11 protein-coding genes and 2 pseudogenes are annotated in these 13,768 nt (G+C 52.0%); 4 read left to right on the top strand and 9 right to left on the bottom strand.

Translation table 11 applies throughout. The annotated features are described in order from the left end of the window. A partial coding sequence (locus tag CPT76_RS12250; RefSeq protein ID WP_146116301.1) for a GNAT family N-acetyltransferase occupies positions 1 to 294 on the top strand: 294 nt, incomplete at its 5' end. Positions 295 to 331: 37 nt separating this feature from the next. On the opposite strand, the gene CPT76_RS12255 is transcribed toward CPT76_RS12250, so the two are convergent. After that, the gene (locus tag CPT76_RS12255) at positions 332 to 823 is read right to left on the bottom strand and encodes a GNAT family N-acetyltransferase (protein WP_308737628.1); all 492 of its coding nucleotides are present in this window, start codon (positions 821 to 823) and stop codon (positions 332 to 334) included. Positions 824 to 932: 109 nt separating this feature from the next. Continuing rightward, positions 933 to 1,376 carry a DUF5348 domain-containing protein gene (locus tag CPT76_RS12260; RefSeq protein WP_105443126.1) on the bottom strand — a complete coding sequence of 148 codons (444 nt, stop codon included), beginning with the start codon at positions 1,374 to 1,376 and terminating at the stop codon, positions 933 to 935. Positions 1,377 to 1,792: 416 nt separating this feature from the next. On the opposite strand from CPT76_RS12260, the gene CPT76_RS12265 reads away from it, so the two are divergent. Together CPT76_RS12265 and CPT76_RS12270 are read left to right on the top strand one after the other, a co-directional pair. After that, positions 1,793 to 2,581, top strand: coding sequence for an AraC family transcriptional regulator (locus tag CPT76_RS12265; protein ID WP_181152813.1), 789 nt, complete (start codon positions 1,793 to 1,795; stop codon positions 2,579 to 2,581). A 137-nt stretch (positions 2,582 to 2,718) separates the two neighbouring features. Next, complete coding sequence (locus CPT76_RS12270; RefSeq protein WP_146116230.1) at positions 2,719 to 4,467, top strand: methyl-accepting chemotaxis protein; 1,749 nt, start codon at positions 2,719 to 2,721, stop codon at positions 4,465 to 4,467. Between the two features lie 182 nt (positions 4,468 to 4,649). On the opposite strand, the gene CPT76_RS37305 is transcribed toward CPT76_RS12270, so the two are convergent. Then, entirely contained in the window at positions 4,650 to 4,814 is a 165-nt protein-coding gene (locus tag CPT76_RS37305) for a hypothetical protein (RefSeq protein WP_181152814.1), read from the bottom strand. 238 nt (positions 4,815 to 5,052) lie between these two features. Between CPT76_RS37305 and CPT76_RS12275 the strand changes: the two genes are divergently transcribed. Next, positions 5,053 to 5,973, top strand: a complete 921-nt coding sequence (locus CPT76_RS12275) for a nucleoside hydrolase (protein WP_105443128.1) — start codon at positions 5,053 to 5,055, stop codon at positions 5,971 to 5,973. 512 nt (positions 5,974 to 6,485) lie between these two features. Here the strand turns inward: CPT76_RS12275 and CPT76_RS12280 are convergent. From CPT76_RS12280 to CPT76_RS12305, 6 genes and pseudogenes are all read right to left on the bottom strand, one after another. After that, entirely contained in the window at positions 6,486 to 7,367 is an 882-nt protein-coding gene (locus tag CPT76_RS12280; protein WP_105443129.1) for a glycoside hydrolase family 43 protein, read from the bottom strand. Positions 7,368 to 7,379: 12 nt separating this feature from the next. After that, a pseudogene (locus CPT76_RS12285) lies at positions 7,380 to 9,000 on the bottom strand (MGH1-like glycoside hydrolase domain-containing protein). 125 nt (positions 9,001 to 9,125) lie between these two features. Next, positions 9,126 to 10,449: pseudogene (locus tag CPT76_RS12290) on the bottom strand (ABC transporter substrate-binding protein). Between the two features lie 99 nt (positions 10,450 to 10,548). After that, positions 10,549 to 11,382: a carbohydrate ABC transporter permease gene (locus tag CPT76_RS12295; protein WP_076169332.1), complete on the bottom strand. Its 834-nt coding sequence runs from the start codon at positions 11,380 to 11,382 to the stop codon at positions 10,549 to 10,551. Between the two features lie 12 nt (positions 11,383 to 11,394). Further along, positions 11,395 to 12,309, bottom strand: a complete 915-nt coding sequence (locus CPT76_RS12300; RefSeq protein ID WP_105443130.1) for a carbohydrate ABC transporter permease — start codon at positions 12,307 to 12,309, stop codon at positions 11,395 to 11,397. 93 nt (positions 12,310 to 12,402) lie between these two features. Then, a partial coding sequence (locus CPT76_RS12305) for a response regulator transcription factor (RefSeq protein WP_105443131.1) occupies positions 12,403 to 13,768 on the bottom strand: 1,366 nt, incomplete at its 5' end.

The raw sequence follows: 13,768 nt of genomic DNA on the forward strand, positions 1-13,768 counted from the left end.
GGTCGTATTGCCGCCGGATGCGGCATTGGACCGGTGCCAGGCTTCCCGCACATTTGCGAGCTGCAGAAAATGTACGCCTACCAAGAAGCCAGGGGAACGGGGATCGCGGCGGAGCTGCTGCGGGTTGCGCTCGATTTTGCCAAAGAGCATTACGAGCAGTGCTACCTGGAAACATTCCACAACATGACGGCGGCCAACAAATTTTATCTCAAGCACGGGTTTGTTCCGATGGACAAGCCGCTGAGTGCGACCGAGCATTTTGCCTGTGACGCCTGGTATATCAAGACGCTGTGAACAGCAAAAAAGCACCCGCAGGGTGCTTTCATTCGTTTTACACGATCGGCTTTTCCATCACATAATCGTCCATGACAAAACCGTTTCCGATATCGGCCACTTGCGTGCGCACGGTTTTAAACCCTTTTTTCTCATATACCGCAATCGTCGAGTCGTTATGCCGGTTCACGGTAAGCCAGATGGCGCTTAAGCTCCGATCTTTGCATAGAGTTGTCAGAAACTCCATAGCCCGGCTTGCGTACCCATGCCCCCTGTACTCCTTGACAATGTACAATTTGCTCAGGAACAGCTTGCCCTCTCCCTGCTTGACTCCGATATATCCAGCATGGGCCCCGTCAACATTGATAAAGTAATACTCGTATCCTTGATGTTGAATTTGGTCGGTTATCGCGGGAACCGATTGAAATTTGTCGACCATGTAGTTGATTTGATCCCGTGTAATGATGCTGATAAAGTATTCGTGCCAAATCCCATAGGCCAGATCAGCCAGTGCTGCAATCTCCTCTTCGGTGTTTACTTGAGTTAACATAACTTCCACTCACGCTGCCCCCTCATTCCCAGTGCTTAAAGCTGCTGCCATTCTAGCACATCCGATCTTCTCGTGACAAACGTGGGCGTGTTATACACCGCACCGCTCTCTATTCGGAGGGGTACTGCTTGACCCTTACCGTTAGACCCTCTAAGTCAAGTCTTGGAAAACCCGTTAATGCATACTCATCACCGCACAATTCGACACCGCTTTCAATCCATTCGGCATCCTGCTCCGAACTGCGGAACAAGACCTCGACGGCAGATCCCGCAGTTAGCATGATACCAGTGTTTCCGATGGCATACTGTCCATCAGCGTTCTTTATCAGCGTGCCTTGGGCAATCACTCGTGCCCCAATACCTTGAATCAGGCGGCGGACGGCGGATAGCTTGTCTTCCACTTTGGCGAATGTCGAACACAGATACATATCGTCCGGATCAGCCGGGTCAAAATGGTCACTCCACGTGTCGTCAATCTGCCGAAGGCCATGGGTGATTTCTTTCAAATGGGCTTCCAAGTTTAATAGTTCCTGTAGCATCGTATCCTTTGTCATGCGAACCCCTTATCCATAAAAAATTTATTGACGCTGTCTCACCAAAAACGTTTTCTGAACATGACAATCCCGGCAAGCAACCGCAGCAAGCCAGAGAGCTAAATATTTCGGTAATCGCTTACAAAAACGGTTTGAATGGAACGCACCATTCATGATATGGTACTCAAGTATGCTCCACTAAACTAAAATAAAATTTGTAACAAGTAAACAGGAATTTTCACATTCATAAGCCTGTAATCCGGCTTGCAATAACTAATGATGACTGAATTTCTTCATTACTACTATGCTTATTATAAAAGTAAACCATTTTTAGAATCCATAGAGCAACTAAATATTATTTGTAATTATTAAATTATTAAGTATAGATTTCATCATGTCGTCCGAATATGGATAAAACGGAACAAGGGGGATTCCGCATGGATTTGAAAAGGCTGCAAAATCTCGTTCCAGACGTTGTTTTCTTCGTGGACAGGCGCTGTTTCCCACAATGGGAAATTATTCGCCAGACGATCAATTTTCAGGATTTGACGTTTGTTGTCGAAGGGAAATCCAATTATTTTATTAATGGCATTAAATATACGGTGGAAGCTGGGGATGTGATTTACATACCCGTGGGCAGCGTTCGCGAAGCTTACACCTTTACGGACTGTCCCATGCACTCTTACGCATTCAACTTCAAATGGCTTGCGCCTGGCAGATCGGAAGCGCTTCCACTTCAGACCGTTACGAAAAATCTCATCACGAGCGAAATCCTGGGTTACATCAAGCAGTTTACCCAGGTGTGGATGCGCAAGCATCCGGGCTATATCATGCATGCAAGAGCGCTGTTTATGCTTATCGTCCATCATGTCCTCATCACCAATACCTACCGCAGCGCCGGACATCACCCTGTTGATCCACGCGTCAACAAGGTGCTCGAATATATTATCGACCACTATCCGGAGGATCTGCATTTAACCGGGATGGCGGATATCGTCAACCTGAACCCCGTTTATTTCGGCAAATTGTTCAAACAAGTCACGGGATATTCCTTCAAGGAATATGTGAACCAGATCCGGATTAATCAAGCGGAAATGCTCTTGTCCACTGGAGGCTTCACGGTGACCCAGGTTGCGGACCGCTGTGGATTCCATGATATATCGTATTTCAGCAACGTATTTAAGTCGATCAAAGGATATCCACCTTCAGCAGTATCGAAGTCATGACGAAGGTCAGAAGTCCGGAATATTGAACCGTCTCCTGGGTGGAATATATTACCTCTGTTTCCCCCGGTTTCTCCGCTAAATAAACGAGTGCATGGTACCGATATATTGGTTAATCCAATCCGAGAGGGTGCACAAACGTGAAGTCAAAGAAGATATTTAGATTCCGGAGTTTAATGGCGCTGAGCACGCTGCTGCTGGCCGTTCTGTTCGTCGTCGTGATTAGCGCTCAAACGTGGATCTCCTATAATGAGCAGAAAAGTCTGTTCCAGGAACGGTTTATGGGGCTCGGAAGCGTCCTCGAGTCCCAGCTGGATACCAATATAAGCCAAGTGAAGCAGATTGCCAAGGCGGTAGCCAATCATGAGCCGGCGGATACGGAGCCTTTTCAGGTCATCCGCAGTCAGCTGAAGGCGATGGTTAGCAAAGACCAAGGCATTGGCAACGCCTATATTCTGGCCACACAAAAAATGGAACGCAACGGTAACAGAGCCGTTATCAATTTGCAGGGCCCGGATGATCAAATGCTGCAGCCGGGAACGGAATACGTGATGCCTGCTTATTTTGAACATGCTTTTGATCAAACGATAAAAGAAGGCTCGGCCGTAACCGTTCCTTACGACGATGAGTTGGGGACCTGGGTGACCTATCTTTCAGCCGTGACAGATGAACAAGGGAACATCGTCTCGGTCTTCGGCATCGATTTCGACTATGACGGAATTCAGACGCGCCTCTCCGAAATCCTTTGGACAAGCCTTGCCGTTGGAGCCGCGTTTCTCGTGGCAGCCATCATTATCGTATCGGTAGCTGTCCGATATGCCCTTAAACCCCTTCGCCGACTGGCGGAAGTGTCCCAAATGGCTGCCGGAGGCGATTTGACCGTCAGTGTCCCGGTCAAGAGCAGAAACGAGATCGGCCAAGCGGCAGATGCGTTTAATAGTATGGTTTCGAGCTTGCGTGAGCTGGCTGGCAATGTTCAGCATACTTCTCGCGAAGTGACCGATGAAGCCAAGCTGATGCAGGAAAGTGCCCAGCAGACGGCGCAGGCCACTAACGAAATTACCGAAGCGATCAGCCAGGTCGCCGCCGATTCGGAGACGCAGCTTCATAGCTCGACGGAAAGCCAGCGAGCTATGTCCGAAATGGCCGTGGGCATCCAGCGTATCGCCGAGTCCTCCAGCGTTGTCTCGGATCTTGCTGCGAATACGACAGAGCGCGCGGTTGAAGGCGAATCCGTCATGAAGAAATCACTGGAGCAGATGCAGACGATTGAGAACAATTTGTCCGATTCCGTTGGAACCATGCGGGAGCTGGAAGAGCTGAGCCGGCAAATCGGGGGAATTCTGGCCCTCATTGCGGATGTGGCCAACCAGACGAACCTGCTGGCCCTTAACGCTTCCATCGAAGCGGCCCGGGCTGGCGAGCACGGCCGCGGGTTTGCCGTGGTCGCCCAGCAAATCCGCAAGCTGGCAGAGCAGTCGAAAAATTCGTCAGAACAGGTGAAAGAAATCCTCGAAGGCATCGGAGACCGGACGAATGAGGCGGTAGCTTCCCTCCAGCGTTCTTCCGACGAGGCCCGCATGGGTACGCAGATCGCGCTTCAGGCCGGCGACAGTTTCCGCGCCATCGTGCAGGCCATCCGCGAAGTGTCCGCCCAGGTCCAGGAAGTATCTGCTGCCTCGGAGCAGATGTCCGCGGGCAGCGAGGAAATTGCAGCTTCGCTGGAAGAGCTGGAGCGCATCACAACCTCCTCCGCCATGCAAACACAGCGCGTTGCGGCTTCTTCCGAGGAGCAGCTCGCATCGATGGAAGAAATCGCGAGTTCTTCCGAGCAGCTTCTGACGATGGCACGCAACCTGTCGCAAATCATCAGCAAGTTCCGGGTATAACTCGAATCATCTGCAAAAAAGGTAAGCCATTAGGCTTACCCTTTTTTAACGGAGGTGCCCTGCCCTGCTGACCCCGGTTTCTATTTCCCCAATCCCTATTCCACCTGAAATTGATCTGCACAAAAAAGCTGCGACGGATCGCAGCTATAGATTATTGATTCCAATGATTCAAGCTCTAGGACTCAAAAGGATAAAATACGTTCCATGATTCGTACCAGCATACCTAGAGCATTCTCTGCGAAGTAGACCGAGTGATCGATCAGCCGCCCGAAGCAGGAAATCAGAATGATAAACAGCATGACGTAGAGTGCGATATTCAATAGATGGTTTTCTTGTTTGTCTTCCATTACGGTTCACCTTCACTTTCCATTTCCTTATTTACTCAAAGTATACATGTGAACCGGCCTGTCACCTATTGATTTCACTTACACCTATCTTACAGACTTGTAAGTTCCAGGGATGATCCGTCACCTAAAGAGATGAAAATTTATCTGCATTTAACCGGCTTGCCCCCTGTTTCTGTGATATATTGAGGTTAAAGCTGGAAGTCCAAATCATGCAGTGGAGAATAGGAGGACGTAAAGCGTGACCACATTTCCTCAGATCACAGACGATGAGCGAATCAGGCGGCTGCAGCATCCCGGAAGACCGGTAAGAATCGTTTTGGATACGGACACCTTTAACGAAATCGATGATCAGTTCGCTGTCATCTATGCCATGAAATCAAGCACCAGCGTTTCTGTCGAAGCCTTGTATGCCGCGCCTTTTTACAACGAACTGTCGGAAAGCCCATGGGACGGCATGGAAAAAAGCTACCAGGAGATCTTGAAAATCCGGCAGCTTGCCCAGCGGGAGGATATCCCCGTGCACCGGGGATCAGGGAGCTATCTTCCCGGCGCTGATGTGCCAGTGGACAGCGATGCGGCACGGGATCTGGTCCATCGGGCTCTGGCCTCTTCACCGGACGATCCGCTGTATGTCGTTGCGATCGGGGCCATCACGAATGTGGCCTCGGCCATTCTGCTGGAACCGGAGATTATCAACCGGATCGTCGTCGTATGGCTGGGCGGCCATTCGCTGCATTGGCCGGATACGCGCGAGTTCAACCTCGCGCAGGATCTGCATGGCTCAAGGCTGCTGCTCGGCTGCGGTGTCCCTCTTGTTCTCGTCCCGTGCATGGGAACGGCATCTCATCTCCTGACGACCCTCTCGGAACTGGAAACCCATATTAAGCATAAGGGAGAAGTGGGACAATACCTCTACGACACGTACCGGAATTGTTCGCCTGATCATTACGCCTATTCCCGCGTCATTTGGGACATCTCTGTCATCGCCTGGCTGGCTGTTCCGGAAGCTTGCCCCAGCATTTTGGTTCCCAGCCCGCGAATTTCAGAAGATTTCCGTTGGGTGAATGACCCTACGCGGCATCAGATCCGTTATATTTACCATGTGAACCGGGATGCCGTATTCCGCGATTTGTTCAACAAGATTGCCGAAGCGAAGTAATTTCTTATAAGCTGCTGCTCCCTTTATAGGAAGTAGTCGGCTTTTTTTTTAAAAAAAATATGAAAGTACTTGTATCTGGGCCATGGCTGCCTCTAATCGCAAGATTCGCCAGAAAAACACCTGTTAAATGCGGTCTGGCTCCTTTAAATGTACTTTGTTAAAAGATTTTTTAATCATTCGACAAAAATCTTGATTAATTTCTGGAATTCTGTTTAATTATAGTTGATTAACGATTGTGTATGGGGGTGACCTTTCCAATTTGAATAAGGAAATGATTCTTTCTGCAGCGGAAACGAATACAGAAATTACGATTCATCTGGTGAGCGGAGAGTTCTATACCGGAGTTTGCCATAGAACCGATGACCCCCGGACATTCGTTATCGTTTCTAATGACCGTAAACCTGTCATCGTCCCCTTTTGGACCGTCAAACGCGTTCAATCGGTTCATTCATAAAGACTCTGCCAGTATGACTGGCGGAGTCTTTCTTTAATATGATTGAATTCATTAATTTTCAGCGAAGCTGAATGAATCCCTCTGCTTCCTCAATCCGCAGAAATAACGGGCGTTCGTCAGGTGTACGGTTGGGAGCATGTAGGGTCAATACAAGCTTACCGTCAAACGTCCGGAATACCATGCCATGTCCTCCGTCATTCCGATACAGCGCTTCCGGCTGATGAATCCATGGTCCGGTGACGCCCCCTGTCGCCGAGCGCGCAACACCCAGCGCATACCGGTTGTCGATAAAGCTGGCCCACAACATGTATACACGGCCGGATTCACCGTGGAACAAAAAGGGTCCGTCCGTGACATAATTGACCGTTTCCTTGTATCGCGGAGACTCGTAAGGCGTCGTCCACGGCGCTTCAGATGCCCGAAACAGTGTGATTGGTTCTCCGGCCGGCTCGGATAAATCGCTGCTCAATCGCATCGCGCACACTTCACCGTCCCCGACCTGCTGCCATTCGTGGCAGAAGATCATCCATGGCTGCCCTTCTGGGTCCATAAATAAGCTCCCATCCAGTGAACTCCAGGCTTCCGGAGTGACAGGGCCGCTGCTGTGAGGCACGAAAGGCCCCAGCGGACCGGATGACGACAGAACCGACGTGCCAAGACGCCCATTGTCGCGCCGGCGAAACGTGGCGAACATATAGAAGTTATCGTGCAATGCATAAACCTCAGGTGCCCAAAAATTCGTATCGGAATAAAAATCAGCTCCCGGCCTGAATACAGGGTACGGCCCGTCCCAATCCTCCAGATCGTTGCTGATATAGGCGTCGAATCCGGTTCCAGGCCCCCAAATGTTAGCATCCGTGCTCCCGTATAAATAATATCTGCCTTCCTCGCGGAGGGGTAATGCAAACGGGTCCCGAATCTGAATCTCCTTCCTGTTCATGGCAAGACCTCCTTAAGAATATGTCGGATAAACGATGCCAGCATCTCTGGTTTGTTTCAGTTCTCCATCGCCGTACTTGAGATACTCATTTCCTTTGACCGAAAAAGGGATGCTCCGGCCTTCCCATTCCAATCGGCCATCAACCGTCCGCACACTCATTCCAAGAATCCCCCGCAGGCTTCCCTCCCGGTCCGTAATGACCCGGATGCCGGAAGGGAATTTCATATAGGCTTGACCCTCCCGGTAAATGACCGACTTGTCACGCAGATTGACCAGCTCGTAGAGCACCCTGTCTACGGATCGTGCATAAGCCGTTTCGCCGGTGACCTCCTCTCCATGATCCATCGCAGACGGGAGAAGCCCCGTGAACCAGATTTCCCCATCGGGTCTAGGCAGGATTCCGCAAAGCCGTTCCACGTAGTCGAGCAGGCACAAGATGGCAGGCGAATAGGCTTCGGTAAAACCTTCTTCCCCTGTCCAGGGACTGACGGTCTGCGCGAAACGCTCGGCCCTGGCCAATGAACACAAGATCGGCTGCATGACCCATGTCAGCTCGACATGCCGGTGATGATGCTCAAAGGCATGCGGAGCCCGGATCAGGCTGAGGAAGTTTGACGGCCCCGCCCAGCTGTTGTAGCTGGAGAACGGGTCGAACCGCGGATCATCCATCGCAATGGAGGTGAACGGATATTTGGCAAAAAACTTGCGCGTGTTCAGCAAGTAACGCGACAGCATCGCATCAAAAAATTCACGGTCACCGACTTCACAGGCGAGTACGCGCAGCAGAAGATCGGACTGAACGCGGACAAATCGGTTCTGACGGTCACGGTCGTAGAAAAAGGCGTCTTCCTCGTCAAAACAGTACCGGAAGAGACTGTCAGCACTCTGCTTAGCTTTGGAAATCCACCCCTCTCCAGGCAAGCCCAGCTCCTCGGCGATTTTGGCCAAATACAAACGCTGACAATATACGTTCGCCGTAAGGTCCGGCGCCAGGAACGGTAAAACCGGCGAACCGGGATCGAACCGGCTCGGATCGCCCTGGTGTGGCGTGTCCGGCACATGCCAGAAGCGCGGCGACAGATCATGGCCCGTATCGAAAGCCGAAAATGCCTCGACACAGCCGGTCCCCCGGGTATTACGATGAGCAGCCAACCAGACATCATAGCGTTCCATCGCCTGGTACATCATCCGCAGAAACGCTTGATCTCTCCCTTGCAGCAAATAATGATTCCATACGCTGCGGGCAAGCGGGGTAACGAGCTGGATTTGGCGGTACGTTGGCCCATCACCAGTAATTTTATAAGGGAGCAGACCATCGGCCCGCTGGTGCAGCGCAAAAGNGCGGAACGTTGATTGCGCCACGCTCGGCAGGAAACGTGACAGCAGCTCCGCGTTGATCGTGCCGGTGCTTTCGATGCAGCATCGGTACGCCGCCAACAATAGCGATGCAGTCAAGCAGCCTGCGAATCGCCTTGTAATAGACACCTTCAAGCTTGCCTTTGGATGCGGCAAACCGGACACCGCTTCGCTTCCACTCGGCAGCAACATCTAAGTCCGACGCTTTCCCGGGCTCACCAATCCGCTGTTCCACGTTCACCGCCCTTAATTTATCTAACAGCGCTTTCTCATCCATGATCGTTTCCTCACTCTCCGTGTTTCTTCTATCAGAAAAAAGCCCCCCAAGTCTCTGCCGCAGCGGATGACCTTTCGGGGCCATTGATTATGAGATTGGCGTCATCGCCGGATACTGCCGGATACTTACTGATTGCTTTGGAAAATTTTTACCGTTCCCGCATAGAAGTCGGACACCGCTTTATCCACGTTTTCTTTCCCGAAGCCGATCAGCTGGACAGTATTATCCGCAAGCTTGATAAACTCGGCGTTCCCCGGCGGGTTGTAGCTGATGGCAAAAGGCTCCTTCTTATTCGCTTCGGACACGCGGCTCGTGAAGTCATAGACGATTTTGTCGGCTGCGCTTGCCTCGGCCTCCAGCGTCTTGCGGCCTTTCGCCGTCACCGGAACGCCCCGGTTGCTGCCCAGTATTTTCACAGCCTCCGGATCGTTGATCCAGAAGTCCATCAGCTCGGCCACTTCCTTCGGATGCTGAGTCTTCGCGTAGCCGGACATGCCCTGGCTGGATTCAAACACCACGCCGGTGCCTTTCGGACCGCGCGGTACCTGCACCATCGTCAATTCATCCTGGGTCAAGCTTTGGTACGAGGCCAGCATATTGGACGGAAGCAGGGTCATTGCTATTTCCTTTGATGATCAAAGACTTGCTCGCATCATTCGAAGGATTGGAGACCTGAAGCTCCGGTGTGACTACGCCTCCTGCCTTCGACGTTTGGTCCCAGTACTGGAACCATGGCAGAATATCTGCTTCCTCAAAACCAAGCTTGTTGTTTGCCATGTCATACAGCTGTTTGCCGTTCTGCTTCAAATAAATATCCATGCCGTCGGTCGTGAAATTGTAAGTCCCATAGTAGCCTTTGCCCAGCTTGTCGGAAATTTCCTTGCTGATCCGGGCGTAATCTTCCCAGTTCCAGCCATCCTGCGGCACTTCGATGCCGGCTTTCTCAAAGAGCGTCTTGTTGATAACGATGCCACGGGCGTTGGCGCCTGCTGAAATATGAACCAGCTTGCCGTTGATCGTTCCGTACTGCACCATCGTCGTGTCCATATCGTCAAGCTTCAGCTCATTGCCTTTATAAGGCTGGAGATCCAGAAGAACGCCCTTGTTGGCGTAGTCCACCACATTGCCTCCCAGAAAAAATACGTCTGGAGCCGTTCCCGAAGCCAACTGCGTGTTCAGTTTGTCAAAATAACCGTCCTGCGGCGAGAACTCGCCCACGACTTTAATATCCGGATGCTTCTGCTCGAACAGCTCAAGCGCCTTATTCGTCAAATCCGCCCGCGCCTGGTCTCCCCACCACATCATCCTGAGCTCGACCTGGTCGCCTCCGGAATTCGTTTCCCCGCCGGATTCGCTGGAAGCGGCCGGGCCGCCCGAACTGCCGCATGCCGACAGCATCACGGTCATGGCCGCCAGCACAGAGATGAACCATCTTTTTTCATGTTCCATTTCTCCTTCATCGTTATAAGTTTATGAAGCGTTTGCACAATTGTCGTTCCTGCCGCACTGCTGCTCTCCTCATTCGGTGTCTTCAGAACTGCGCAGGGGTTATTTCAGCCCTGTCGTCGCGATGCCTTCCAGGAAGTACCGCTGGAACATCAGGAAAATCAACGTGATTGGGAGCAGCGACAGCACGGAGATGGCGAGCAGCGCCCCCCAATCGGATGAGCCCGACGGATCGTACAGCGCCCGGATGCCGAGCTGCACGGTAAACAGCTTGATATCGCTGATGTAAATCATCTGACTGAAGAAATCGTCCCACGTCCAGATAAACGTAAAGATCGCGGTTGAGATCAGCGCCGGGGTTAACAGGGGCAGAATGATCCGCAGGTACAGCTTGCCCTGGCCGCAGCCGTCGATCGTCGCGCTCTCGTCCAGCTCCCGCGGGATGCCGCGAATGAACTGAACCATCAGCAGGATAAAGAAGGAGTCGTGAGCCAGCCATTTGGGCAGGATCAGCGGCGCAAACGTGTTGATCCATCCCAACTTGCTGAAAATGATATACTGCGGAACGAGCGTCACATGGTAAGGCAGCATGATCGTCACCAGCATAAGCGCAAACCATATTTTTTTCAGCTTGAAATCCAGCCGGGCAAAGGCGTAGGCCGCAAGCGAGCAGGTCACGATGTTACCCAGCACGCAGAGGATGGAGATCAGCGCCGAGTTGCCGAAAAAGCGGCTGAAGGATACGCCTTGAAAGCCCTTCCAGCCATTTTTGTAATTATCGAACGTAAAGCTGTGCGACCATAAACCGGTATCGGTAAAAATCGCTTGATTGGGCTTAAAGGAACTGCTGAGCAGCCACAATACCGGATACAGCATAGCCAGTCCGACCAGGAGGATCAGCACATGCCTGATCGCCTTCGAGTAAGTTCCTTTCATCGTCAGCATGGCTTATCCTCCCCCCTTTCCGTCGCCGTAGAACACCCAGAAGCGCGAAGTGGCAAAGATAATGCCCGTAAAGACGGCAATAATGAGCAGCATGATCCAGGCCAGTGCCGATGCATATCCCATATCGAAATAGGAGAAACCTTTCAAATACAGGTACAACGTGTAGAACATCGAGGCATCCAGCGGTCCTCCGTGACCGTCGCCGATGACGTAAGCCGGCGTAAACGCCTGAAACGAGTTGATAATGCTCATGATCAGATTAAAAAAGAGAACAGGCGTCAGCATCGGCAGCGATATACTGAAAAACTGGCGTATTTTCCCGGCGCCGTCCACTTGGGACGCTTCATACAGATCAGCCGGAACCTGCTTCAGACCCGCTAAAAAGATGACCATCGCCGAGCCGAACTGCCAAACCGACAGTGTGACGATCGGATAAATTAGATAGTCCGGGTTGGCGATCCATGCCGGCCCTTCCAGGCCGAACCATCCAAGGAACGCATTCATGACACCTTCGCTGTCAAAGATTTGCCGCCAGACGATGGAGATCGCAACACTTCCTCCAAGAAGGGACGGAATGTAATAGACGGTCCGGTAGATGCCCAGTCCGCGAATCCCCTTGTTCAGTGCCAGCGCCACGAGCAGCGCAAAAATGATGCGGAGCGGAACGGACAGCAGTACGTACACGAATGTCAGCTGCAGCGAATGCGTAAACGTCGCGTCATTCGTAAAGATCTGCTTGAAATTGGCGAAACCGATCCATTCAGGCGGACGCAGCAGATTGTATTTGGTCAGTGACAAATACAGCGAGCCGAGCATCGGTCCGAGCGTGAGGCAAAAAAAGCCGATGAGCCATGGCAGCAAAAATGCGTACGCCGTGCGGTTGTGCGTATGGATCGGCAGCCTGCGTGATGTTCGCATCGCGAATCCTCCTTCTGATGTTAGTAAGAACATCATAAGCAAGATGCGGCACGCGCTGAATTCTATTTCTTCGGCACTTCGCTATCAATCTTTTCAGGTAACCTCTCTCGGTAATCTCTCTCGGTAATCGGAAGGAGAAACGCCGTAAATCTTTTTGAATTTCGAGCTGAAGTAACTGGCATTGCTGAAGCCCGTAAGTTCGGCTATATCCCACAGGCTGAGCTGGGTCTCCTCCAGCAGCCGGATCGCCTGCGTCATCCGCACATCGGTCAAGTACTGAATGAAGGTGCGCCCGACCCGTTTCTTGAACAATTCCGAGAAATAGGAAGGATGATAGTTAAAACGGGCAGCCATATCGCTCAAGTTCAAGTCTGATGCATAGTGGTCATCAATATAGCGGCGGACGGATTCAATCAGGTTGACATCGGCGGCGTCAGTGCCTTCTTCGCGCTGTCTGGCGATTTTCCGGGCGATCCCTGTAAGGTAAGAGTACGCCTTATCCACCGAATCCAATGAATAGGCCAGCTCCGGCCGGATCCACAGCTGTTCTGCACTCTCGATCCTGATGAGCAAATCACTCGCTGCCGACTCCAGAGCCAGGTACAACTGAAAAATGACTTTCACCCTGCTTGCCGCAGGCCCTGTAAAAGCCAGTTGGAGAATGGGGCGGACGGCCTGATCAAACGCAGCATATTCACCTTTGGCCAAGTACCGTTCGATGACTTTGATTTCATCCGCGCTTATGGACGTTTTGTCGGTGGATTGGAGATGGGGCTCGGCCGGCAAACAGCTGTCAGCATAGTTCCAAGCCACAAGCGATGAGAGGTAGCCGTCCTTCCAAGCCTTGAAGCCTGTTACGGATTGGCCGATGCCGAAGCCCAACTCAAATCCAAGCATTCGCTTCACTTCTGACCGGAGGTGATCTGCAAAAGAGTACAGCCATTCCACGGACTCTGTGGTGACCACATGAATCAGCCCCGGATAATGCCCGTCCCGGAACGCCTCGCAATTTCCGGCTGCGTCTTCTGCCTTTTCACGGCAGATCATTTCCAGCGGGAGGAGGAATTGGTCGGGTGCCCGATCCGGTGCATGTCCGATATCCCTCACTTTCAGGCCGAGGGTCATAAAGCGCACTTGACGCTCATCCCACCTGCCAAGCCCGAATCTGCGGACGTGGTCCGTAACAGCGCTCTCCGGCCCGGATTCCCAGCGGACGAGCCGAAGGATAAATTGCTCCTTCATCTCCCTGTAATATTGCGACAGCTCCCACTGCGTTTTGGCCTCTAGCTGCGCTTTATCCCGTTCCCGGTTCAGCTCGGCGGTGACGTTCTTCAGGACGGAATTCAGCTCATCGCGGGCAACCGGCTTCAGCAGGTATTCGCTCGCCTGGAAGCGGAGTGCGGCCCGAGCGTACTGAAAGTCCTCATAGCCGGTAATGACAATGACCCTGACGTTCGGC

This window comes from Paenibacillus sp. AR247 (assembly GCF_002968895.1).
GTDB classification, from domain to species: Bacteria; Bacillota; Bacilli; order Paenibacillales; family Paenibacillaceae; genus Paenibacillus_AQ; species Paenibacillus_AQ favisporus.